Below are 22621 nucleotides of genomic sequence, written 5' to 3'. Positions count from 1 at the left end.
CGGTCGCGCCCGTTACGCCACGCGCCGCATCGCCAGCGTGCGAAGCGCGGGCAGGATGACCGCTTTCTCGAGCGTCAGGCGCGTCTCCACCAGACGAACGATTTGCGCCGAAGCCACCTTATAGCCCGGCCAATCCGCCTGCACCGCCGCCGTCGACCACTGTGCGATATGTCCGCTCGACAGCCGCCGCTTGACGGCCAGATCCCTGTCGAGTTCCTCGATGCGGGCCGCAAAGGCATCGCCCTGGCCGCGCAGGATCAGCGGATAGATTTCCGTCTGGAGGAATTTGGCGCGCGCGGTGCTGGCGGAAAGCAGGCCGTGCCGGGCGGCGCACAGCGCGGCCAGGTCCAGCACCGGCGACGCGCAGGCGCGGCGATACAGGGCCAGCTGCTCCGTCGTGCGCCGATACTGCCCCTCAAGCTGTTCTACATATTCGGTCATTGGAAAATGACCCTAACCGCAAAAGTTTAACGAGTGTTGCCGGACGGGTTCACCCCGATCTCCGGTGGGCTCAGCGCGATGCCATCCGCCGCGCGAAATGCACCTCGACCGCCTGGAGCACCGCCTGCGCGATCCGCTTCTGCCCGTCCTTGCTGGCCAGGAACGCCGCGTCCTGCATGTTCGAGATATAGCCCGTCTCGAACAGGATCGAGGGCATGTCGGGCGCCTTGAGCACCATCAGCGAGGCCATGCGGTGGAAGACCGGCTTGACCGGGATCAGCGGCTGCGCCTCGCGGCCCAGCAGGCGCGCGAAGCTGGCCGAGGCGTTCATCGTCTCGCGCTGGGTCAGGTCGATCAGGATCGAGGATACGTCGCTGTTCCCGCCCAGATCGACGCCCGCGATCACGTCCGCCTTGTTCTCGCGCGCCGCCAGCCGCGCGGCCTCCTTGTCGGAGGCGACGTCGGACAGGGTATAGGCGGTGGCCCCGCGCGCCTCGCCCGCGCCCGCGCTGTCGCAATGGATCGAGATGAACAAGTCGGCATGCAGCCGCCGCGCGATATTATAGCGTTCGCGGTGCAGGATATAGCGGTCGTCCTCGCGGGTCAGCGCCGCGCGGACCCGGCCCGATGCCACCAGCGTATCGCGAATCGCCTTGGCGATGGCGAGCGTCACATCCTTTTCGCGCAGGCCCGTCTGCGGATTGATCGCGCCGGGATCGACCCCGCCATGCCCCGCATCGATCACCACCAGCGGGCGGTCGTCGGCGCCCTTGACCCGTGGCAGCGGCAAAGTGCGCGTCGCCGCCGGGACCGGCACCGACAGCGCATAGGTGGGCTTGCGCTGGAAATGGAAGGGAAAGAAGTCGAGCGCGCCAGCGAAGCTCGCCTGGGTATAGCCCTGGCGCACCGGCTTCAGGGTCAGCGACAATTGCCGCCCGTCATCGTCGAAGCCGCCGTCGAAGATCGTCGCATTCTCCGCCAGGTCGAAATCCAGGCGGGTGACGTCGGGCTTGATTCGCCGCTGGGTCAGGCCGCGCACCACCCCTTCGCGCACCGCCAGCGCGTTGGGCGAGGCGCCGGTCACGTCGATCGACACGCGCCGCGGCTCGTCCAGCATGACGCTGCGCGCGCGCTTGACGGGTGTATCGAACCGGATGATCACCTGCGCGCCGCGCACCACGACCTTGCGAATCGTGGCGGCCCACGCACCGGCCGGCGCGAACACCCCCATCAGAAAAGCGATCAGCATCAACACGACGCGGCGTACATGCCGCGCCCGCCGGCCGCTGGTCCAGCGAAAAGCCATCACCCCAAAACCCTTTTCGGCGATCGGTCGATCGACATTCGGGGGTAACGCCGCGCAGCTGTATCCAGCCTTTCCACGCATGGTTAACCGGCAATTCGGCATTTTCTGGCCGGGAGAATCGGCAGTTTTCCGCCTGTTGCGCAAACGTTCCGATGATGCTAGCAATCCGGTGGACCCCGACCCCGATCACCTCTCCCACGATCGGGGCGGGGCCATCCATCAAGGGCCGGGAACGCGAAGGCTTTCGCGCCAGGGCCAACCAGGTTGACGCTCGCATGACGCATATGATCCACCCCGCAGTCCGACCGGCCCATGCCGGCGGGAACGCGGTGTCGTGGATCCGCACCGGCCCCGTTGCCGGCGCTGCGGCTGCGGCCGACACGCATTCCGTTTTTTCCAGCGGACCGGCGCCCCGCGCCGCCGCCCACCTTATTTACCGCGCGCGACGGCTGCCACCGGGCCCGACGCGCGCGTGGAGACTTCATAATGACCACGCGTATGCTGATCGACGCACGCCACCGGGAAGAAACCCGCGTGGCGGTCGTCAAGGGTAACCGGATCGAGGAATTCGACTTCGAGTCGGCCGAGCGCAAGCAGCTCAAGGGCAATATCTACCTCGCCAAGGTGACCCGCGTCGAACCGTCGCTGCAGGCGGCGTTCGTCGATTACGGTGGCAACCGTCACGGCTTCCTGGCCTTTTCGGAAATCCATCCCGACTATTACCAGATCCCCAAGGAAGACCGCGAAGCCCTGCTCCGCGAAGAGGCCGAGCATGCCGCCGAAGAGGCCGCGCTGCGCGCCGAGCTCGACGCCGAGGATGACGAGGATCACGACGGCGACGATCATGACGATCACGCCGACGACCATCACGACGACGAGGACGGCGAGGCCGCCCCGCGCGCGCGCAAGTCGACCGTCAATGACGACCAGGTCGAGGCGCTGCGCCAGCGTCGCCAGAATCTGCGCCGCCGCTACAAGATCCAGGACGTCATCCATCGCCGCCAGGTGCTGCTGGTCCAGATCGTCAAGGAAGAGCGCGGCAACAAGGGCGCGGCGCTGACCACCTACCTGTCGCTGGCGGGTCGCTACTGCGTGCTGATGCCCAACACGTCGCATGGCGGCGGCATCAGCCGGAAGATCTCGAACGCGGCCGACCGCAAGCGCCTGAAGACCATCATGGCCGACATGGCGCTGCCCTCGACCATGGGCTGCATCGTCCGCACCGCCGGGCTCCAGCGGACCAAGACCGAGATCAAGCGCGACTTCGACTATCTGGCGCGCCTGTGGGACGGCATCCGCGAAAAGACGCTGCATTCGTCGGCGCCCGCGCTGATCTATGGCGACAGCGACCTGATCAAGCGCGCGATCCGCGACATCTACAACCGCGAGATCGAGGAAGTGATCGTCGAGGGCGAGGAAGGCTATCGCCAGGCGAAGGACTTCATGCGCCTGCTGATGCCCGCCCATGCCCGCCGGGTGAAGCAATATGCCGACGCCGTGCCGCTGTTCCAGCGCGCGCATGTCGAGGATCAGCTCGCCGCGATGTACAATCCGGTCGTGCAGCTGAAGTCGGGCGGCTATCTGGTCATCAACCCGACCGAGGCGCTGGTGTCGATCGACATCAACTCCGGCCGTTCGACCCGCGAGCATAATATCGAGCAGACCGCGACCGCGACCAACCTGGAAGCCGCGCAGGAAATCGCGCGCCAGCTGCGTCTGCGCGACATGGCGGGCCTCGTCGTCATCGACTTCATCGACATGGACAACAACTCCAATGTCCGGAAGGTCGAGAAGGCGATGAAGGAGGCGCTGAAGAACGATCGCGCCCGTATCCAGGTCGGCCGCATCTCGTCCTTCGGCCTGATGGAGATGAGCCGCCAGCGGCTGCGCACCGGCGTACTCGAAGCGTCCACCCGCCCCTGCCCGCATTGCGAGGGCACCGGCCTGGTCCGCACCGCCTCGTCCTCAGGCCTGTCGGCGCTGCGCCTGATCGAGGACGAGGCCGCACGCGGTCGCGGCTCGATCCTGACGCTGCGCGCCAGCCAGGAAGCCGCCATCTATGTGCTGAACCGCAAGCGCGCGGACATCGCCGAGATCGAGGATCGCTACGGCGTCACCGTCGAGATCATCCCGGATCGCGAGGAAGAGGGTGCGCGCATGACGGTCGAGGCCTCCGGCCCGCCGCCCGCCTATGCCCCCAAGATCGACACGCTCCTGCCCGTCGAGGAGGATGAGGACGATCTGATCGACGAGATCGAGGAGGAAGAAGAGGACGAGGTCGAGGAGGAGGCCACCGAAGCCGCCGCGCCGCGCGAGCCCCGCGAGGAAGGCGAAGGCGGTCGCAAGCGTCGCCGCCGCCGTCGTGGTCGCCGCAACCGTGGCGAGGCCGAGCAGGGCGAAGGTGCCGAGGCGATCGAGGAAGCCGAATCCGATGAGGCCGAGGAAGGCGAGGAGAACGCCGCCGAAGCCGTCGAGGCGACCGAGGCCGAGACCGAATCCGGCGAACCCCGCGAAGGCGGTCGCCGCCGTCGTGGCCGTCGCGGCCGTCGCGGTGGCCGTCGCCAGGACGGCGGCGCGACCGAGGTTGCGGCCGACGCCGGTGCCGAAACGGTCGCCGAGGGCGATGACGATGCGGCCGAAACGCCGCTGACCATCGAGGAGCCGATCGAGGCGGGCGATGCCGCCCCCGTGACCACGCCGCTGGCGGTGGCCGAGGCCGAGGCGGAAATCGCGCCCAAGACCCGTCGTCGCCCGCGCGCCCGCAAGGCCGCGCCGGTGGTGAGCGAAACGGTCGAGGCGCCGGTGGCCGAAGAAGCTCCGGCGGCGGACGCCCCGGTCGCCGAGGTCGAGGCGGAAGCCCCCGCCAAGCCCAAGCGCACCCGCAAGAAGGCCGCCCCCAAGGCAGCCGCCGAGCCGGTCGCCGAGGAGGCCCCCGCCGCCGCCGAGGCGGAAGCCCCGGCCAAGCCCAAGCGCACCCGCAAGAAGGCCGCCCCCAAGGCAGCCGCCGAGCCGGTCGCCGAGGAAGCCCCCGTCGAGGCCGAAGCCGTGACCGCCGAGGAACCGGCCCCGACCGCCGAGCCGGACGCCGCCACGGGCGAAACCCCGCGTCGCGGCTGGTGGCAGCGGACCTTCGGCGCCTGATCGCCGAGCCCTGAACGCGAAGACGCCCTCCTTCCCCGGCGGAAGGAGGGCGTTTTTGTGGGGGCAACTGTGATGATCATGCGAGAGCGATAGGCTGTCGCTTGCGGATCATGGCGTTGAGGATGACGAGGAGTTGTCTGGCGACGGCGATGAGGATGGTTTTCGGCGCCTTGCCCTTGGCACGCATCCTGTCGCGCATGGCGGTGAGGACGGGGATACGCCGTGAGGCATTGAGGGCGGCGATGTAGAGGGCTTCTCGGACTTTTCGTCGACCGCCCCAAATGCGCCTGGCACCGCGCCATGTCCCGCTTTCGCGGGCGTGGGGGGCAAGGCCTGCGAGCGAGGCGATCTTGCGGCGGCACAGCGTGCCGAGTTCGGGAAGTTCGCCGAGCAGGGTGGCGAGGACGGTGGGTCCGATGCCGGGAACGGCCGTCAGCAGCCGGGCCTGTTCGGACAGGGCCTGTTCGGACAGGGCGTGATCCTGGGCGATGAAGCCTGCGATCTGTCGGTCGAGCTCGGCAATCTGCTGGCCGAGCATGTCGATCATAGCCTCGATGGCCCGGGCGATGTCGGGCTGGCCAGCGCTATGGCGATGCAGCTTTTCGGCTTTTCGCATGTCGACCAACTGCCTGCGGCGGCGCAGGAAATCGGCCAGGCGGGAACGCGCCGGGCTGAGCGGGATGGTAGCCGGCAGGTTCAGCGCCGCGCCCATCTGCGCCAGAATACGGGCGTCGACGCGGTCGGTCTTGGCCAGCGTGCCGGTGGCCCGGGCGAACTCGCGCGCTTGGCGCGGATTGACGCGTGAGAAGGGATGGCTGCGCATCGCAAGCGCTGCGATCAACTCGCCGTCGCAGCCGCTGGTGGCTTCGAAGACGACACGGACATCATGGTCGAGCGTGTCGAGCCAGGCGTCGATGGCATCCGGTGTATTGGCGATCTGCCCGATCCGACCGGATGGCAGTTCGCAAATGTCGATGAGAGCACGCGAAAGGTCGCAGCCGATGACGGCTTGTGGCATGGTATAGGCTCCTGTCCATGTCGTGCGGGATCAGCAGTCCCAAGCAACTGTTCAGGGTTGTGACCAACGCGGAAGGGACCCTTGCTCCCTATCGGGCTCCAGACCCTCGGGGGGGACGGGCTCCCTTCCGCAACACCTTCATACCAGCATCACATCAGACAGGGGGGGTGGACGCTACGGTTCGGGCGCCACCCTCACCCTTCCGGCGCTCCGCGCCTCCCTCCCTCTCCCACCGGGAGAGGGAAGGGGCCCGCCCGCGTCAGCGGGTGGGAAGGGTGAGGGTGGCAAGACGACCACCGGAAGCCATGCCGCCCCGCCCTATCCCCGCTCCGCCGCCGCCAGCCTGCGCGACGCGGCGCATAGCCCCATCCGGCCCGGATTCGTCGGAACCGCCGCCACCATGCCATGCGGCGCGCCCCGGAACCCCAACACATCGTAACGATGCGCGATCCCGCCGCGCTCCACCCAGACCAGCCACAGGTCGCGCACCCGATAGGCGCGCAGGAAGCGGACCCCCGGCGGCGCATCGCGGTGCGCGATGTCGGTGGCATGGAAGGGCTGTCCCGCCTCGGCCACGACACCCCCGGCCGCCGCGTCCATCGCAGCGGCGACGGAGGCGGGCAGGTCGGCGATCCGCCGGATTTCCGCACCGCTGGCCCGAATCCGGCAGGGTGGCAGGCCCTGTCGCACCGTCACCGGCGCGGGTCGTTCGTCGATCGTCATCGCCACCATCCCGTCTCCCCTTTCGTTCGCCCGGCGTTCAGCCATGCGCTGCCAGAGGCTATCCATCGCATCCGCGCCTGCAAAGCCGGTTGTGCGCGGGGCCCGACCCGACGATAGAGGATATCATGAAGCGCCTGATCGCCGCCTTCGCCGCCACCGCCCTGCTCTGGGCCCAACCGGCCGCCGCGCAGTCGATCCTGCGCGATGCGGAGACCGAGACGCTGTTCGCCGACATGTCTGCGCCGCTGATCAAGGCGGCGGGGCTGTCGCCGCGCGACGTGAAGATCGTCCTGATCAACGACGATTCGATCAACGCCTTCGTGGCGGGCGGCCAGATCGTCTATGTCCATTCGGGGCTGATCCAGGCGGCGGACAATGTGAACGAGGTCCAGGGCGTCGTCGCGCACGAGCTGGGCCATATCGCCGACGGCCATGTCGTGCTGGGCGATGCCGCGATGAAGCCCGCCATGGGCATGTACCTGCTCTCGATGGTGCTGGGGCTGGCCGCGATGGCGGCGGGCGGCGGCGAGGCGGGCGCGGGGATCATGGCGGCGGGACAGCAGGCCGCGATGGGCAAGGTGCTGGCGTTCAGCCGCACGCAGGAATCCAGCGCCGACGCGGCGGGCGCGCGATACCTGACCACCGCCGGGATCACCGGCAAGGGGATGCTTAGCTTTTTCAAGAAGTTGCAGAACCAGCAATATCGGTACGGCTACACCAATATCGATCCCTTCGCGCAGACCCACCCGCTATCGGCCGACCGCATCCAGGCGCTCACCGCCGATCTCCAGGCCGCCCCCGCCTGGAACAAGCCGGTCGACGCGAAATTGCAGGAACGCTTCCTGCGGGTGAAGGCCAAGCTGCTGGGCTATGTCGCCACGCCCGAGGCGACGCTGATCAAATATCCGGTCAGCGACCAGTCGGTCTATGCGCATTATGCGCGCGCCTATGCCTATCACAAGGCGGGATACCCCGACAAAGCCGAGGCGGAGGCCGATGCGCTGATCGCGCGTGACCCGCACGATCCCTATTTCGAGGAAATCCAGGGCCAGATCCTGCTCGAATCGGGCAAGCCCGAAGAGGCGCTGGCCCCGCTTCGCGCCGCGACCATGGGGTCGGGGCAGAATGCGCTGATCGCCACGACCTTCGGCCATGCGCTGATCGCGACCGAGGACAAGCGCCATCTGGCCGAGGCGGTGAAGGTGCTGAAGGTCGCGGTGCAGCGCGACGACGACAATCCCTTCGCCTGGATTCAGCTCGGCACCGCCTATGAACAGCTGGGCGACGAGCCGCGCGCCGCGCTCGCCACCGCCGAGCGGGCCAGCATGATGGGCGACACCCGCACCGCCATCCAGAGCGCCCGCTATGCGATGGCCAATCTCACCCCCAATACGTCCGAATGGATTCGGGCGCAGGATATCGCGATGACCTCTGCCGACGCCGCCGCCAGTTCCAAGAAGAAGCGCCGCAAATGAGCATGAAGGCCTTGGCCGCCGTCGCGGTGATCGGCGGCCTGATCGGTGGCGGCGCCGCGATCGGCATCCAGCAGCTGGCCGCGCCGCACGGTGCCTCGGGCGAGGCGGTGCGCGCTTATCTGCTGGACCATCCCGAGGTGATTCCGGAGGCGATGCAGCGGCTTCAGGACCGTGAACAGGGCAAGGCGGTGGCGGCGATCGGCGGCGACCTGACCAAGCCGTTCGGCAACGCCTATTCCGGCAATCCCAAGGGCGATGTCACGCTGGTCGAATTCTATGACTATAATTGCGGCTATTGCCGGGCCAGCCTGCCGCTGCTCAAGCAGCTGGTCGAGGCCGATCCGAAACTGCGCATCGTCTATCGCGAGCTGCCGATCCTGGCGCCGTCCAGCCGGGCGGCGGCGCGGATGAGCCTGCTCGCCGCGTCGCAGGGCAAGTTCCAGGCGTTCCACGACGCGCTCTATGCCGGAGGGCCGGTCAGCGACGCGACGATCGCGGCGGCGGCCAAGGCGGCCGGGGTCGACACGACCAAGCTCGCCGCCTTCCAGCCCCAGGCCGATGCCGAGATCGCACGCAACATGGAGGCGGCGAGTCGCCTGGGCCTGAACGGTACGCCCAGCTGGATCGTCGGCAACCGCGTCCTGTCGGGCGCGCTGCCGATCGAACAATTGCAAAAGGCCATCGCCGACGCGCGAAACGGTTGATAAAGCGGCAGTCTTCCAACGGGGGCCAAATACGGGGGACTGCCGCATGACCGACCCGATCCTGTCCATCCAGGGGGTGACGAAGACCTATAAAAGCGGCGTTACCGCGCTGCATCCGGTCGACCTGACCATCCGGCGCGGCGAGATCTTCGCGCTGCTCGGCCCCAATGGCGCGGGCAAGACGACGCTGATTTCGATCGTCTGCGGCATCGTCACGCCATCTGCGGGTACGATCCGGGTCGACGGGCATGACGCGCTACGCGATTACAAGGGCGCGCGGCGGAAAGTCGGGTTGGTGCCGCAGGAATTGTCGGTCGACATGTTCGAGCGGGTCATCGACACGGTGAATTTCAGCCGGGGCCTGTTCGGTCGCGCGCCCAACCCTGCTTATGTCGAGCAGGTGCTCCGCGACCTGTCGCTCTGGGACAAGCGCCATGCCAAGCTGATGGAATTGTCGGGTGGCATGAAGCGCCGGGTGCTGATCGCAAAGGCGCTCGCCCACGAACCCGACCTGCTGTTCCTCGACGAACCCACCGCGGGCGTCGATGTCGAACTGCGCCGCGACATGTGGAAGCTGGTCCACCGCCTGCGGGAACGTGGCGTCACCATCATCCTGACCACCCATTATATCGAGGAGGCCGAGGAGATGGCCGACCGGGTGGGCGTGATCGCCAAGGGCCAGCTTCTTCTGGTCGAGGAAAAGGCCGAGATGATGAAGAAGCTCGGCAAGCGCGAAATGGTGCTGACGCTGGCCGAGCCGATGGCGGCGATCCCCGCCGCGCTGGCGGAATGGGAATTGACGCTGGAGGATGAAGGGCGCCGCCTGCGCTACATCTTCGACGCGCGCGCCGAGCATACCGGCATCCCCTCGCTCCTGCGAATGCTGGGCGAGATGGGGATCGGGTTCGTCGATCTGGAAACCTACAAATCCTCGCTGGAGGATATTTTCGTCGATCTGGTCGAGGGGACGCGCGCATGAACCTGCATGGCATATGGGCGATCTATCGCTTCGAAATGGCGCGGTTCCGGCGGACCGTGTGGACCAGCCTGATGGTGCCGGTCATCACCACGACGCTGTACTTCGTGGTGTTCGGTACCGCGATCGGCTCTGCGATGAATCAGGTTTCGGGCGTGCCGTACGGCGCATTCATCGTGCCGGGGCTGATGCTGCTGTCGATCTTTTCGGAAAGTATCCTGAACGCCAGCCTGGGCATCTACATGCCTAAATTCACCGGGACGATGTACGAGATCCTGTCCGCACCCTTGTCGCCGATCGAGACGGTGCTGGGCTATGTCGGCGCGGCGGCGAGCAAGTCGATGGTGATCGGGCTGGTGATCCTGGCGACCGCCTATCTGTTCGTCGATCTGTCGATCCTGCATCCGGTGGCGATGATCTTTTACCTGTTGCTGGTCGCGACGACCTTCTCGCTGTTCGGCTTCGCGATCGGCATCTGGGCGCGCGGGTTCGAGCAGTTGCAGGTCATCCCGCTGCTGATCGTCACGCCGCTGACCTTTCTGGGCGGCGCCTTCTACTCGGTGACGATCCTGCCCGAGCCGTGGCGGACCGTGACGCTGTTCAATCCGGTCGTGTATCTGATCAACGGCTTTCGCTGGACCTTTTTCGGCACGTCGGACGTGGCCCCGACGGTCAGCCTGGGGGTGACGGGGCTGTTCCTGCTGGCGTGCCTGGCGTGGATCGGCTGGATCTTCCGCACCGGCTGGCGGCTGAAGAATTGAGCGCGGCCTGAAACCTATCTGTTCCCCGGCGAAGGCCGGGGCCAGTTGCGGTGGGTTGTCGAGGATGCGGGACATGGGCCACCCCCTCGCCGTTTCGACGCACCATGAACGTTGCGTTAGCCCCGGCCTTCGCCGGGGAGCAGGTTATCTTTTGAGTGCCCCGCCCAGCCACGGCGTCACCACTAGGCCGTTCAGATCGACCAGCGCGTGGACCAGCATCACGACCCACAGGCTGCCGGTCATCAGGTACAGCCCCGTCATCACCGCCCCCAGCGCGGTGGTGGCGAGAATTCCCGCCCAGCCCTGATAGCGGTGCATCGCCCCGAACAGCACCAGCGAGGCGACGAAGCCGATCCAGGCCTGTCCGGTCAGCGCCGCGATCAGCAGCGGCAGATAGAGGCGAAAAAACGCTTCCTCGCTCACCCCGGCCATGGCGCTGAGCGCGGCGGCATATTTCAGCTCGCGCCGGTCACGCGGCAGCAGCGCGGAGACATCGCCCAGCGGCCGGCGCTTCAACACGCGCGCCAGCACCGCCCCCATGGCGAGCCCACCCACCGCGCCGCCCAGCAACAACCCCAACGCCCCGTCGTCGCTGGCAAGGACCGAGGGCAGCAGCGCGGATAGGGGTGCGAACTCGCCCGGCATGGTGACCAGCGCCACCAGCCGCCCAAGCAGCGCCAGACCGATTCCCACCGGCACCAGGAAGACCAGCGCCGCACGCACCAGCCACAACCGGAAGCGCATCCGCCGCGAATGACCGTCGTTCAGCGCCTTGAACCGCCGATATTCGCCCAGATCGCCCTTCTGGAACCACCAGACGCCGCCCAGCGCGGCGAGCAGCAGCAGGGCGGCTAGAATGGGCGACATCATGACCATTGCCCTTCCATAGCCGATCGTGCCTCACCCATCCGTTCGCGCTGAGCGAAGTCGAAGCGCACGCCCGGCGTACGCGGCTTGGCCACGCTTATCCCATGGCCTTCGACTTCGCTCAGGCTGAACGGCGCGGGTGGGAAGGTCACGGCGCTACGTCGTCGGAAAGACGATCAACCTGGCAGATCACAGCCGGTGCTGCCCCTTGACCCAGCGCACCGTGCCCGACGAGGCGCGCATGACCACGCTCTCGGTCGTCATCACCTTGGGCCGCCGCTTGACCCCCGCCAGCAGCGAGCCGTCGGTCACGCCGGTCGCCGCGAAGATGCAGTCGCCCTGCGCCAGCTCGGTCAGGTCATATTGCTTGTCGAGATCGGTCACGCCCCATTTATACGCCCGCGCCCGCTCGGCATCGTTGCGGAACAGCAGCCGCCCCTTGAACTGCCCGCCGACGCACCGCAACGCCGCGCAGGCCAGCACCCCCTCCGGCGCGCCGCCAGAACCCATATAGACGTCGATCGTCGTGTCCGGATCGGTCGTCGCGATCACCCCCGCCACGTCGCCATCGCCGATCAGCACCACCCCGCAGCCCAGCGACCGCAGCTCGGCGATCAGCGTCTCGTGACGCGGCCGGTCGAGCACGCAGACCACGATGTCGCCGGGCTTCACCCCCTTGGCCTCGGCGATGGCACGGATATTCTCGCTGGCGCTGCGGTCCAGATCGATGATGCCCGCCGGATAGCCGGGGCCGACCGCGATCTTGTCCATATAGACGTCGGGCGCGTTGAGCAGATGGCCCTTCTCGGCGATCGCCAGCACCGCCAGGCTGTTGGGCCCCGCCTTGGCGCAAATCGTCGTGCCCTCCAGCGGGTCGAGCGCGATGTCGATCTCCGGACCATGGCCGGTGCCGACCTTCTCGCCGATGAACAGCATCGGGGCCTCGTCGCGCTCGCCCTCGCCGATGACGACGGTGCCGTCCATCTCCAGCTCGTTGAGCGCGGCGCGCATCGCCTCGACCGCCGCCGCGTCCGCCGCCTTCTCGTCACCGCGCCCGACCAGCGTCGAGGCGGCGATCGCCGCCGCCTCGGTCACGCGGACCATTTCGAGGACGAGGACACGGTCCAGCACATGGCTGGCGGGCTGCGGGATAGTGTTCATGGGGCTCTCCTGACGCGGCACTTTGTTGAACATGTTTTACATGCCATACCGCGTCTCGTTCCCCACGAACAGAGCGAAAGGCGATGGACGGTGGGGCGGAAACGGTCGACCCTGCGTTGGACATGCCGATGCCATCCCCCGCCGCCCCCATGATTGACCTGACCGATGTCAGCCGCCGCTACGGATCGGTTGCGGCGGTGGACCGGGTTTCGCTGACCGTCGCGCGGGGCAGCTTCGTCGCGCTGGTCGGGGCGTCGGGATCGGGCAAGTCGACGCTGCTGCGGATGATCAACCGGCTGGAGACGCCCGATATGGGCCGCGTCACCATCGATGGAGAGGATGCCGGCGCGCGGCCCGCGCCCGAATGGCGGCGGCGGATCGGCTATGTCTTCCAGCAGCACGGCCTGTTCCCGCACATGACGGTCGCCGCCAATATCGCGATCGGGCTGCGCATCGCGGGGCGGCCGGTGGGGGATCGCGTGGGCGAACTGCTCGATCTGGTCGACCTGCCCCGCGAACTGGCCGGGCGGATGCCCGACGCGCTGTCGGGCGGCCAGCGCCAGCGGGTCGCGATCGCCCGCGCGCTGGCGACCGAGCCGCCGATCCTGCTGCTCGACGAGGCGCTGGGCGCGCTCGACCCGGTGACACGCGACGCGCTGGCCGGGCGGCTGGGGGAGCTGCATGCGCGGCTGGGGCTGACGACCCTGCTCGTCACTCATGACATGGCCGAGGCGCTGCTGACCGCCGACCGCATATTGGTGATGGACCAGGGGCGGATCGTCGCCGACGCCACCCCGGCGGAACTGGTCGCGGGCCAGGGCGGCACGGTCGCGCAGGCGCTGATGGCGGTTCCCCGGCACCAGGCCGAACGGCTGGCGGCGCTCGCGCGATGAGCGCCTTTCTCGACGCGCTGGACCGCGTGCCGCCGCTGCTCGCGCATCATGTCACGGTCAGCATGGCCGCGCTGCTGCTTGGGATCGTCATCGCGGTGCCGCTGGCCTTTGCATGCGCGCGGCGGCCGGGGCTGTCGCGGGCCGCGCTCGGATTCGCCAGTCTGGTCCAGACCATTCCGGCGCTGGCGCTGCTCGCGCTCTTCTATCCAGTACTGCTCAGCCTGTCCGGGCTGGTCGGCGGTGGGATACCGGCGCTGGGCTTCTTGCCCTCGCTGCTGGCGCTGACGCTCTATGCGCTGCTGCCGATCCTGCGCAACGGCGTGACGGGGCTGACCGGGCTCGATCCGGCGGTGTTGCAGGCGGCCGATGCGGTCGGGATGACCCGCGCGCAGAAGCTGCGGCTGGTCGAGGCGCCGCTGGTCGCGCCGGTGCTGGCGGCGGGAATCCGGACGGCGGCGGTCTGGACGATCGGCGCGGCGACCCTGTCGACGACGGTCGGCCAGCCCTCGTTGGGCGACATGATCTTTGCCGGGCTCCAGACCCAGGCATGGGCTCTGGTGCTGGCGGGCTGCGTCGCCGCCGCCGCGCTGGCGCTGGGGGTGGACGCGCTGATCGGGTTGATCGAGCGCGGGCTGGCGAGGCGGCGGAAGGGCCTGTGGATCGGCGGGCTGATCGCGCTGGCGCTGGGCTGTGCGCTGGCAACGCAGCCGCTATGGCCGCGCGGCTCGCAACAGCGGCGCGAGGTGGTGATCGGCGCGAAGAATTTTTCCGAGCAATATATCCTGGCGCGCCTGATCGGCGACCGGCTGACCCGTGCGGGCTATTCGGTCAGTTATCGCGACGGGCTGGGCTCGGCGGTGGCGTTCGAGGCGACGGCGGGGGGCCGGGTCGACGTCTATGTCGATTATGCGGGCACGCTGTGGACCACCGCGATGCACCGGCAGGATTCGCCGCCCCGCGCCGCCATGCTGGGCACGCTCCAGCAATGGGCCGCGACGCGCGATGTGGCGATGCTGGGGCCGCTGGGGTTCGAGAATGCCTATGCCTTTGCGATGAAGGCCCCGGTCGCGCAGCGGCTGGGGGTGCGGTCGCTCGCCGATCTGGGCCGTGTGGCGCCCCGACTGAAGCTGGGCAGCGACCTGGAATTTCTCGACCGCCCCGAATGGGCGGCGGTGCGCGATGCCTATGGCCTGCGCTTCGCCGGGCAGACGCCGTACAGCCCGACCTTCATGTACCGCGCGCTGGAAAGCGGGCGGGCGGATGTGATCTCCGCTTTCTCTTCGGACGGGCGAATCGCGGCGGACCGGCTGGTGGTGCTGGGCGATCCGAAGCGCGCGATACCGGGGTATGACGCGGTGCTGCTGGTGGCGAAGGACCGGGCGGCGGATGCGACATTCGTAGAGGCGCTGCGGCCGATGCTGAACCGGATTCCGGTCGAGGCGATGCGCGAGGCGAATTATCGTGTCGACCGGGATGACGCGGCCAAGGAAAGCCCGGAGGCTGCGGCGCGCTGGCTGGCGGAGCGGGTCGGTTTGTAGTTTGGGTTCACGCGAAGCCGCGATGCCGCGAAGCAGAGAAGATTTTGTTCGCGCGGAGGCGCGGAGGCGCGGAGGGGTATCGCTTCGGGCGACCGTCCTCTTTTCGCCTCAGGCCGGAGAGGCCGGATGAAGGCTGCCGTCCGGTACAACACCTCTGCGTCCTCCGCGCCTCCGCGCGAAACCCATTCTTCTTTGCGACTTCGCGGCTTCGCGTGAGCGATAAGCCCCTCCCGCAGGCGGGAGGGGTTTGGAGAGGACATCGAGTCTCACAAAGACCATCGCCTGTGGCCAGGCCCTCCCCCATCCCCTCCCGCCTGCGGGAGGGGCGTGCCAAGGATCGCGCGTCCGGCGCGTTTAGTCGCGCAGCAGGTCGTTGATGCTGGTCTTGGACCGCGTCTGCGCATCGACGCGCTTGACGATCACCGCGCAGTACAGCCCCGGCTTGCCGTCGACCGACGGGGTCGTGCCCGGAACGACGACCGAATAGGGCGGCACATGGCCGCGGAAGACTTCGCCCGTCTCGCGGTCGATGATCTTGGTCGAGGCGCCCAGATACACGCCCATCGACAGCACCGCGCCCTCGCCGACGCGAACGCCCTCGGCCACCTCGGCGCGCGCGCCGATGAACGCGCCGTCCTCGATGATGACGGGACCCGCCTGGAGCGGCTCGAGCACGCCGCCGATGCCTGCCCCGCCCGACAGATGGACATTCTTGCCGATCTGCGCGCAGCTGCCCACCGTCGCCCAGGTGTCGACCATCGTGCCCTCACCGACATAGGCGCCGATATTGACGAAGCTGGGCATCAGGATCGCGCCCTTGGCGACATGCGCGCCGCGCCGCACGACCGAGCCGGGCACCGCGCGGAAACCGGCGGCGCGGAATTCGGCCTCCGACCAGCCGCTGAACTTCGAGGGCACCTTGTCGAACCAGTGGCCCGCACCGGGACCGTTGTCGATCAGGACATTGTCGTTGAGGCGGAACGACAGCAGCACCGCCTTTTTCAGCCACTGGTTGACCGTCCAGCCGCCATTCCCGTCGGGCTCGGCGACGCGCGCCTCGCCCCGGTCGAGCAGCGCCAGCGCGCGGTCGACGGCGATCCGCGCCTCGCCTTGCGTGGCGAAACCCAGCTCGGCCCGGTTTTCCCAGGCGGCATCGATGGTGGCGGCCAGTTCGTGAGCCATCGTCAGTCCTCCAATATGCTCGTCAGCCACGGCGTCAGCGCGTGGACGGTATAGTCGATATGGTCGCGGGCGGCCTCGGGCCCCTGTTCGGAGCCGTTGTCGACCCACACGGTCGTCATCCCGATCGCCTTGGCGGGGATCAGGTTGCGCGCCATGTCCTCGAAGAAGATGGCGCGGGTCGGGTCGATGTCGAACGCCGCGCACAGCCCCGCATAGGCGGACGGCTGCGGCTTGGGGACCAGGCCCATGGCGGTGATGTCGTGCACCGCCTCGAAATGCTCGCCCAGCCCCAGCCGGTCGAGGACCTTCAGCGCATAGGGCTTGTCGCCATTGGTGAAGACCAGCTTGCGCCCCGGCAGCTTCGCCAGCGCGGCGGCGAGCGGCGCGTCCTGTTCCAGCACGTCCATCTCGATATCGTGGACATAGGCGAGGAAGGCGGCGGGATCGACGTCATGCTCGGCCATCAGCCCGGCCAGCGTGGTGCCGTGCGCGTGGAAATATTCCTTCTGCACGCGAAACGCCTCGGCGGGGTCCAGGCCCAGCAGCTCGCCGACGAACGCGGTCATCCGCCGGTCGATATGCGCGAACAGATTGGCGCTCGCCGGATACAGCGTATTGTCCAGATCGAAGATCCATGCGTCGATATGGGCAAGGGCGGGCAGCATGGTCGGGCGTGTAGGCGGGCCGTCGCCTCGCCGCAAGCCGCCGGGCTCGTCAGGATGCAGGATCGGCGATAAGGATCGCACACGGGGTCGGACGAAGGGGGATATGTGAGGATCGAGCGCCTGCGGGGCATGACCGGCATTGCGACGGTGCTGGCGACCAGCCTGACGCTCGGCGCGTGCGGCGGGGCCGGATCGGGCATCCAGCCGACACCGACGCCGCCCATGGTCACGCCGACGCCCAGCCCCACGCCGACACCGACGCCCACCCCGATCCCCAATTACGACACCGCCGGGTATCGCGCGACGACGGGGGCGGTCGCGATGAACGCGCTGGCCGCCTATCAGCGCGGGGCGACCGGCAAGGGCGTCGCGCTCGGCATCATCGATTCGGGGATCGACACGACAAACGCGCTATTCGCCGGGCGAATCGCCAGCGCCTCCTCGGATGTCGCTGGAACGCGCGGCATCACCGACGAGGACGGGCACGGCACCGCCGTCGCCTTCACCGCCGCAGGGGGGCGCGACGGCGTCCGGGCGCAGGGGGTCGCGTTCGACGCGACACTGGTGGTCCTGCGCGCCGACCGGCCCGGCAGCTGCTCCAGCACCGCCGGGGGCGATGCGGGCAGCGGTTGCGCCTTTCCGCTCGATGCGATCACGCGCGGGCTGGACGTGGCGCGACAATCGGGCGCGAAGGTGGTCAACATCTCGCTGGGCGCCAACGAGACTCCGCCCGCCAGCCTGACCGCCGCGATCGGCCGCGCGACGGCGGCGGGGATGGTCGTGGTGATCGCGGCGGGCAATGACGGCGAGGCCGATCCCACCGCGCTGGCCCAGATCGCCAACGATGCCAGTGTCGCGCGCGGCCAGGTCATCATCGCCGGGTCGGTCAATGCCAGCGGCGTCATCTCCAACTTCAGCAACCGCGCGGGCCAGTCCGCCGCGCATTACCTGACCGCGCTGGGCGAGATGGTCGAGGCACCCGACCAGACCGGCACGCGCAAGCTGTGGTCGGGCACCTCCTTCGCCGCGCCCCAGATCAGCGGCGCCGCCGCGCTGCTGGCCCAGGCCTTTCCCAACCTGACCGCCGCGCAGATCGTCGAGCTGTTGCTGCGCACCGCGCGCGACACGGGATCGGCGGGCAGCGACGGCGTCTATGGCCGGGGGACGCTGGACCTGACCAACGCCTTCCAGCCGATCGGTGCGTTGAACGTGGCTGGCACGGGAGCGGCCGGGGCCGCCGTCTCGCTGTCGGTCAATGCACGCCTGTCCCCTGCCATGGGCGACGCGGCCGTCGCGGGGCTGCGCATGGTCGCGCTCGACGGCTATGCGCGCGCCTATCAGCTCGATCTGTCGGGCACGGTGGCACGCGCCGCGCCGCGCGCGCTGCTCGCCCCCAGCCTGCTCGGCCGAATCGAAGGCGCGAGCCTCTCCGATGGCGTCCGCACGATCGCGGTCACCAGCGCGATCACCACGGCGGGCGAGGCGCGGCTGCGCGCCATCGTCCCCTCCGACGCGCCCCCCGCCGGTCGCCGGATCGTCGCGGGCACGATGACCCAGGCACTGGCGCCAGACACCGCCATCGGCTTCGGCTTTGCCAGCGGTGCCGACGCGCTGTTGGCCGGGTGGACCGGACAGGCGGGGCCGGGCTTCCTGCTGACCGATCCGGGCTTCGGCATCGACCGGGCACCGCGCACCTCGGCGGCGCTGCGCCAGCGGCTGGGCGCGCTCGGCATCAGCCTGTCGGCCGAGAATGGCCGCTTCGCCGCCGCCGTGCCGGGGATGACGCCGCCGCGCTACGACCAGATGGCACTGGGGCTCGACCGGCGCGTCGGGGCGATCGCGACGACGCTGGGCCTGACCCGGCTGGCCGAGCGGTCGACGGTGCTGGGCGGCTGGTTCGGCGGCGCGCTGGGGCAACCGCGCGCGACCAGCTGGTTCGCCGATGCCGCCGCGCGCTGGCAAAGCGATGGCGGCTGGACGCTGGCGGGGCATTGGCGCCGGGGCTGGACCGACGCGTTCGGCGGCATGGGCGGCGGGCTGCTGGTCAGCCGGTCCTGGTCGGTCGAGGTGGGCAAGCGCGGCCTGTTCGGCGGCGACCGGCTGGACGTGCGGCTGTCGCAACCGCTGCGCGTCACCGGCGGCGGGCTCGACCTGCGGCTCCCGGCGCATTGGGATTATGCCGCCGGGCAGGTCGACGGCTGGACCACGCAGCGACTGGCGCTGGCGCCGACCGGGCGCGAGACGCTGATCGAGGCGCGCCATGCCGTGCCGCTGGGCGCGGGCGAGCTGTCCACCCATCTGTTCTGGCGGCACGATCCGGGACAGATCGCCGCCCTGCCCGACGAGCGCGGGGCCGCGGTGAAGTATGGCTTGACCTTCTGATACCCGGTCTTGGCTGGCGAAGGGCGCGCGCCACCCCCATCTTGCTCTTATGACACGTTATTCCTTGCTCGATCTGGTGCCCGTCATTCAGGGCGGCACCGTGGCGCAGGCGCTGGCCAATGCCGCCGACCTGGCCGCTCATGCCGAGGCGAACGGCTATCACCGATACTGGACCGCCGAGCATCACGGCATGGCGGGCATCGCCTCGGCCGCGACCGCCGTCGTGCTGGCGCATGTCGGGCAGGCGACCAAGACGATCCGCATCGGAGCGGGCGGCATCATGCTGCCCAACCATGCCCCGCTGACCATCGCCGAGCAGTTCGGGACGCTCGATGCGCTGTTCCCCGGCCGGATCGACCTGGGGCTGGGCCGCGCGCCCGGATCGGACCAGCGCGTCGCGCGCGCGCTGCGCCGGACGCTGGACAGCGATCCCAATGGCTTCCCGCGCGACGTGATGGAGCTGCAAAGCTATTTCGCGGATGACGGCCAGACCGGCATCGTCGCCACGCCCGGTGCGGGCGCGCGGCCGCAAATGTGGATTCTGGGATCGAGCCTTTACGGCGCGCAGCTCGCCGCCGCGCTCGGCCTGCCCTATGCCTTCGCCTCGCACTTCGCGCCCGACGCGCTGGACGACGCGCTGGCCATTTATCGCCGCGACTTCCGGCCGTCGGCGGTGCTCGACAAGCCCCATGCGATGGCGGGGTTCAACGTCTTCGCCGCCGACACCGACGAAGAGGCGGAATTGCTAGCGAGTTCGCAGCAACAGGCCTTTGTCGCGCTGCGCACCGGCAACCCGGGCAAGCTGCCCCCGCCCGTCCCCGGCTATCGCGAGAGCCTCGGCGCGCAGGGGGCCGCGATCCTGGACCATGTCCTGTCCTGCTCGGCGATCGGCGCGCCCGCGACCGTGGAACGGCAGCTCGCCGCCTTTGTCGAGCGGACCAAGGTGGACGAGGTGATGGTGGTCAGTTCGATCTTCGACCACGAGGCGCGCAAACGGTCCATCGGGATCGCGGCGCGGGCGATGGATGCGTTGGAGACGGTGGCGGCCTGATTCGTTGATTCACGCGAAGGCGCGATGACGCGAAGATTTTTTGTTCGCGCGGAGGCGCGGAGGGCGCAGAGGTGCTTGGCTTGCCGAACCGGATGCAAGCCCATCTTGGCCGAGGGATGAGGAATATACTCGCCCCGGGCGGGCCACCTCCGCGTTCTCCGCGCCTCTGCGCGAACCCATCTTCTTCTCTTCGCGGCATCGCGCCTTCGCGCGAACCGAAATCAGCCCACCGCCGCCGGAAGCCTGAGCCGCACCAGCAGGCCGCCCAGGTCCTCGCTCTCCTCCAGCGATACGGTGCCGCCGTAAATCTCCGCCACGTCGCGCACGATGGCGAGGCCCAGTCCCGTGCCGGGCTTGCCGGTGTCCAGCCGGACGCCGCGATCGAAGATGCGGACGCGTTCGCTTTCGGGGATGCCGGTGCCGTCGTCCTCGACCAGTATCTCGACGAAGCCCGCCTGCGCGGCCACCGTCACGAAAACGCTGCCGCCGCCATATTTGGCCGCGTTCTCGACCAGATTGCCCAGCATCTCGTCCAGGTCCTGGCGCTCGACATGGACGACCAGGTCCTTCGGCCCATCGACATCGATCCGGGCGTGGCGATAGAGGCGGCCGACCGCGCGCTCGACCGATTGCAGGCTGGGCCAGACCTCCGCCCGGCTGTGCGCCGAGCCGCGCCGCCCGACTGCGCGGGCGCGCGCCAGATGGTGGTCGACCTGCCGCCGCATCGTCCGCGCCTCGCGGATGACCGTCTCGGCCAGATCGTCGGCATGCGCGGTGGCGGCGTTCATGATGACGGTCAGCGGGGTCTTGAGCGCATGCGCCAGATTGCCCGCATGCCGCCGCGCCTCCTCGGCCTGCTTCTCGTTATGCTCGACCAGCGCGTTGAGTTCCTCGACCAGCGGCGCGACCTCGTCGGGCATGGCGTCGGAAATCCGGTCCGCCCGCCCGGCGCGCATCGCCGCGATATCCTCGCGCACCCGGCGTAGCGGATAGAGGCCGTAGAAGGTCTGGATCGCCGCCATCAGAAGGAGGCCGACCGCCAGCAGCGCGAAGCTGCGCACCAGCGTCCGCCGGAGCGCGGCGATCTGCGCGTCCAGCCCCTGGCGGCTCTGCGCGACCTGGAACCGCCAGCGCACCTCCGATCCGGGCAGCTTCACATCCCGTTCGACGATGCGCAGCTTTTCCTCGGGGAACTGGTCGCTGTTATAGGTGTGGATGCTGTCGTCGTTGTGCGGCGTGCCATAGGCCAGCTGCCGGTCCCACAGGGATCGCGAGGGAAACGCCTCGCGCCCCGGTGCCGACACCTGCCAATAGACGCCCGAGCCCGGTTCCAGGAACGCCTGGTCGGCGGGCTCGCGGCTGAACCACACCTCGCCCTGCTGGATTTCGGCTGAGACCAGCAGCGAGCGCAGCACATAGGCCAGCCGGTCGTCGAAATTCTGGGTCACCGCCGACACCAGCACCCGATCGAGCGCGAAGCCGCCGCCCGCCAGCAGGACCGTGATCCACCCGGCCGCGATCAGGATCATGCGGCGCGACAGCGATCCGGTGCGCCGTGTCGGGCGCAGGGTGGCACCGTCCTTCATGGCAATGTCCCGGTGCGGCCGCCGGTCAGGCCGCCGCGCCCGCCGACCCGGCCGCCGGATCGTCCAGGCTGTAGCCCAGGCCGCGAATGGTGGTGATCACATCCTGGCCCAGCTTCTTGCGGATGCGCGTCACGAACACCTCGATCGTGTTCGAATCGCGGTCGAAATCCTGGTCGTAGATATGTTCGATCAGCTCGGTGCGGCTGACCACCTTGCCCTTGTGATGGAGCAGATAGGACAGCAGCTTATATTCCTGCGCGGTCAGCTTCACCGGCTCGCCCGCGCGCGTGACCTTGCCCGAGCGGGTGTCGAGGCGGACGTCACCGGCGGTCAGCTCGGACGAGGCATTGCCGCTGGCGCGCCGGATCAGCGCGCGCAGACGGGCGATCAGCTCCTCGGTCTGGAACGGCTTGGCGACATAGTCGTCCGCGCCCGCATCGAGCCCGGCGACCTTGTCCGACCAGCTGTCGCGCGCGGTCAGGACGAGGACGGGCATGGTCTTGCCCTCCTTGCGCCAGCGGTCGAGCACGGTCAGCCCGTCAATCTCGGGCAGGCCCAGGTCGAGCACGATCGCGTCATAGCTTTCGGTCGAACCCAGGAAATGCCCCTCCTCGCCATCGGTGGCCAGGTCGATGGCATAGCCCGCGCCCTCCAGCGTGGACTTCAACTGCTGGCCGAGATTGGGCTCGTCCTCGACGATCAGAACGCGCATCGCAAAACTCCTGTTGTTCGATTGCAGCCGGCGGGGGTC

At 68.7% G+C, this 22621-nt stretch carries 19 protein-coding genes; 9 read left to right on the top strand and 10 right to left on the bottom strand.

The genetic code is table 11. The features are described from left to right. Positions 1-12 precede the first annotated feature (12 nt). Complete coding sequence (locus QE363_RS04290; RefSeq protein WP_309692277.1) at positions 13-441, bottom strand: hypothetical protein; 429 nt, start codon at positions 439-441, stop codon at positions 13-15. 70 nt (positions 442-511) lie between these two features. Next, the gene (locus QE363_RS04285) at positions 512-1747 is read right to left on the bottom strand and encodes an N-acetylmuramoyl-L-alanine amidase (protein ID WP_309692274.1); all 1236 of its coding nucleotides are present in this window, start codon (positions 1745-1747) and stop codon (positions 512-514) included. Between the two features lie 486 nt (positions 1748-2233). Here QE363_RS04285 and QE363_RS04280 point away from each other — a divergent pair, with 486 nt between their 5' ends. Then, positions 2234-4888, top strand: coding sequence for a ribonuclease E/G (locus QE363_RS04280; RefSeq protein WP_309692272.1), 2655 nt, complete (start codon positions 2234-2236; stop codon positions 4886-4888). A gap of 76 nt (positions 4889-4964) precedes the next feature. Here the strand turns inward: QE363_RS04280 and QE363_RS04275 are convergent, their stop codons facing one another. Both QE363_RS04275 and QE363_RS04270 read right to left on the bottom strand, forming a co-directional pair. Then, on the bottom strand, positions 4965-5906 hold the full coding sequence (locus QE363_RS04275; protein ID WP_309692269.1) for an IS110 family transposase: 942 nt from the start codon (positions 5904-5906) through the stop codon (positions 4965-4967). A gap of 318 nt (positions 5907-6224) precedes the next feature. Next, positions 6225-6638, bottom strand: coding sequence for a hypothetical protein (locus tag QE363_RS04270; RefSeq protein ID WP_309692266.1), 414 nt, complete (start codon positions 6636-6638; stop codon positions 6225-6227). Positions 6639-6754: 116 nt separating this feature from the next. On the opposite strand from QE363_RS04270, the gene QE363_RS04265 reads away from it, so the two are divergent. Genes QE363_RS04265 through QE363_RS04250 form a run of 4 tightly spaced genes read left to right on the top strand, consistent with a single transcriptional unit; the run spans position 6755 to position 10545 of the window. Beyond that, complete coding sequence (locus QE363_RS04265; protein WP_309692263.1) at positions 6755-8104, top strand: M48 family metalloprotease; 1350 nt, start codon at positions 6755-6757, stop codon at positions 8102-8104. After that, positions 8101-8808 (top strand): DsbA family protein, encoded by a 708-nt coding sequence (locus tag QE363_RS04260; protein ID WP_309692258.1) that lies wholly within the window; start codon positions 8101-8103, stop codon positions 8806-8808. Before QE363_RS04265 ends, QE363_RS04260 begins: the two co-directional genes overlap by 4 nt. A gap of 46 nt (positions 8809-8854) precedes the next feature. Then, positions 8855-9787 carry an ABC transporter ATP-binding protein gene (locus QE363_RS04255; protein WP_309692256.1) on the top strand — a complete coding sequence of 311 codons (933 nt, stop codon included), beginning with the start codon at positions 8855-8857 and terminating at the stop codon, positions 9785-9787. Then, a complete protein-coding gene (locus QE363_RS04250; protein ID WP_307102552.1) occupies positions 9784-10545 on the top strand; it encodes an ABC transporter permease in 762 nt (253 codons plus the stop codon). Before QE363_RS04255 ends, QE363_RS04250 begins: the two co-directional genes overlap by 4 nt. A 144-nt stretch (positions 10546-10689) precedes the next feature. Here QE363_RS04250 and QE363_RS04245 read toward each other — a convergent pair whose 3' ends face one another. Together QE363_RS04245 and glpX are read right to left on the bottom strand one after the other, a co-directional pair. Beyond that, entirely contained in the window at positions 10690-11415 is a 726-nt protein-coding gene (locus QE363_RS04245; protein ID WP_309692250.1) for a CPBP family intramembrane glutamic endopeptidase, read from the bottom strand. 186 nt (positions 11416-11601) lie between these two features. Further along, positions 11602-12573 (bottom strand): class II fructose-bisphosphatase, encoded by a 972-nt coding sequence (gene glpX, locus QE363_RS04240; RefSeq protein ID WP_309692247.1) that lies wholly within the window; start codon positions 12571-12573, stop codon positions 11602-11604. A 122-nt stretch (positions 12574-12695) separates the two neighbouring features. Here glpX and QE363_RS04235 point away from each other — a divergent pair, with 122 nt between their 5' ends. Continuing rightward, positions 12696-13466 (top strand): ATP-binding cassette domain-containing protein, encoded by a 771-nt coding sequence (locus QE363_RS04235; RefSeq protein WP_405053208.1) that lies wholly within the window; start codon positions 12696-12698, stop codon positions 13464-13466. Continuing rightward, positions 13463-15004 (top strand): glycine betaine ABC transporter substrate-binding protein, encoded by a 1542-nt coding sequence (locus QE363_RS04230; RefSeq protein ID WP_309692243.1) that lies wholly within the window; start codon positions 13463-13465, stop codon positions 15002-15004. Before QE363_RS04235 ends, QE363_RS04230 begins: the two co-directional genes overlap by 4 nt. Before the next feature lie 354 nt (positions 15005-15358). Here the strand turns inward: QE363_RS04230 and dapD are convergent, their stop codons facing one another. Together dapD and QE363_RS04220 are read right to left on the bottom strand one after the other, a co-directional pair. After that, entirely contained in the window at positions 15359-16186 is an 828-nt protein-coding gene (dapD, locus tag QE363_RS04225) for a 2,3,4,5-tetrahydropyridine-2,6-dicarboxylate N-succinyltransferase (RefSeq protein WP_307102542.1), read from the bottom strand. A gap of 2 nt (positions 16187-16188) precedes the next feature. Then, on the bottom strand, positions 16189-16851 hold the full coding sequence (locus tag QE363_RS04220) for a pyrimidine 5'-nucleotidase (protein WP_307102540.1): 663 nt from the start codon (positions 16849-16851) through the stop codon (positions 16189-16191). Between the two features lie 105 nt (positions 16852-16956). Between QE363_RS04220 and QE363_RS04215 the strand changes: the two genes are divergently transcribed. Both QE363_RS04215 and QE363_RS04210 read left to right on the top strand, forming a co-directional pair. Next, positions 16957-19233 (top strand): S8 family peptidase, encoded by a 2277-nt coding sequence (locus QE363_RS04215; RefSeq protein ID WP_309692240.1) that lies wholly within the window; start codon positions 16957-16959, stop codon positions 19231-19233. Positions 19234-19282: 49 nt separating this feature from the next. Continuing rightward, the gene (locus QE363_RS04210; RefSeq protein WP_309692239.1) at positions 19283-20284 is read left to right on the top strand and encodes an LLM class flavin-dependent oxidoreductase; all 1002 of its coding nucleotides are present in this window, start codon (positions 19283-19285) and stop codon (positions 20282-20284) included. 221 nt (positions 20285-20505) lie between these two features. On the opposite strand, the gene QE363_RS04205 is transcribed toward QE363_RS04210, so the two are convergent. Together QE363_RS04205 and QE363_RS04200 are read right to left on the bottom strand one after the other, a co-directional pair. Beyond that, positions 20506-21870 (bottom strand): ATP-binding protein, encoded by a 1365-nt coding sequence (locus tag QE363_RS04205; protein ID WP_309692236.1) that lies wholly within the window; start codon positions 21868-21870, stop codon positions 20506-20508. 25 nt (positions 21871-21895) lie between these two features. Continuing rightward, positions 21896-22582 (bottom strand): response regulator transcription factor, encoded by a 687-nt coding sequence (locus tag QE363_RS04200; protein WP_307102529.1) that lies wholly within the window; start codon positions 22580-22582, stop codon positions 21896-21898. Positions 22583-22621: the final 39 nt, after the last annotated feature.

The sequence above is a fragment of the Sphingomonas sp. SORGH_AS_0870 genome (genome assembly GCF_031453175.1).
Lineage (GTDB): Bacteria > Pseudomonadota > Alphaproteobacteria > Sphingomonadales > Sphingomonadaceae > Sphingomonas.
Note: the sequence above shows the minus strand (reverse complement) of the source record. Positions and strands in the feature narration are given on the sequence as shown.

Bases quoted from the DNA above. Each gene is read 5' to 3' on its own strand.
- QE363_RS04290 (WP_309692277.1), bottom strand. From the start codon at position 441: ATGACCGAATATGTAGAACAGCTTGAGGGGCAGTATCGGCGCACGACG.
- QE363_RS04285 (WP_309692274.1), bottom strand. From the start codon at position 1,747: ATGGCTTTTCGCTGGACCAGCGGCCGGCGGGCGCGGCATGTACGCCGC.
- QE363_RS04280 (WP_309692272.1), top strand. From the start codon at position 2,234: ATGACCACGCGTATGCTGATCGACGCACGCCACCGGGAAGAAACCCGC.
- QE363_RS04275 (WP_309692269.1), bottom strand. From the start codon at position 5,906: ATGCCACAAGCCGTCATCGGCTGCGACCTTTCGCGTGCTCTCATCGAC.
- QE363_RS04270 (WP_309692266.1), bottom strand. From the start codon at position 6,638: ATGGTGGCGATGACGATCGACGAACGACCCGCGCCGGTGACGGTGCGA.
- QE363_RS04265 (WP_309692263.1), top strand. From the start codon at position 6,755: ATGAAGCGCCTGATCGCCGCCTTCGCCGCCACCGCCCTGCTCTGGGCC.
- QE363_RS04260 (WP_309692258.1), top strand. From the start codon at position 8,101: ATGAGCATGAAGGCCTTGGCCGCCGTCGCGGTGATCGGCGGCCTGATC.
- QE363_RS04255 (WP_309692256.1), top strand. From the start codon at position 8,855: ATGACCGACCCGATCCTGTCCATCCAGGGGGTGACGAAGACCTATAAA.
- QE363_RS04250 (WP_307102552.1), top strand. From the start codon at position 9,784: ATGAACCTGCATGGCATATGGGCGATCTATCGCTTCGAAATGGCGCGG.
- QE363_RS04245 (WP_309692250.1), bottom strand. From the start codon at position 11,415: ATGATGTCGCCCATTCTAGCCGCCCTGCTGCTGCTCGCCGCGCTGGGC.
- glpX (WP_309692247.1), bottom strand. From the start codon at position 12,573: ATGAACACTATCCCGCAGCCCGCCAGCCATGTGCTGGACCGTGTCCTC.
- QE363_RS04235 (WP_405053208.1), top strand. From the start codon at position 12,696: ATGCCGATGCCATCCCCCGCCGCCCCCATGATTGACCTGACCGATGTC.
- QE363_RS04230 (WP_309692243.1), top strand. From the start codon at position 13,463: ATGAGCGCCTTTCTCGACGCGCTGGACCGCGTGCCGCCGCTGCTCGCG.
- dapD (WP_307102542.1), bottom strand. From the start codon at position 16,186: ATGGCTCACGAACTGGCCGCCACCATCGATGCCGCCTGGGAAAACCGG.
- QE363_RS04220 (WP_307102540.1), bottom strand. From the start codon at position 16,851: ATGCTGCCCGCCCTTGCCCATATCGACGCATGGATCTTCGATCTGGAC.
- QE363_RS04210 (WP_309692239.1), top strand. From the start codon at position 19,283: ATGACACGTTATTCCTTGCTCGATCTGGTGCCCGTCATTCAGGGCGGC.
- QE363_RS04205 (WP_309692236.1), bottom strand. From the start codon at position 21,870: ATGAAGGACGGTGCCACCCTGCGCCCGACACGGCGCACCGGATCGCTG.
- QE363_RS04200 (WP_307102529.1), bottom strand. From the start codon at position 22,582: ATGCGCGTTCTGATCGTCGAGGACGAGCCCAATCTCGGCCAGCAGTTG.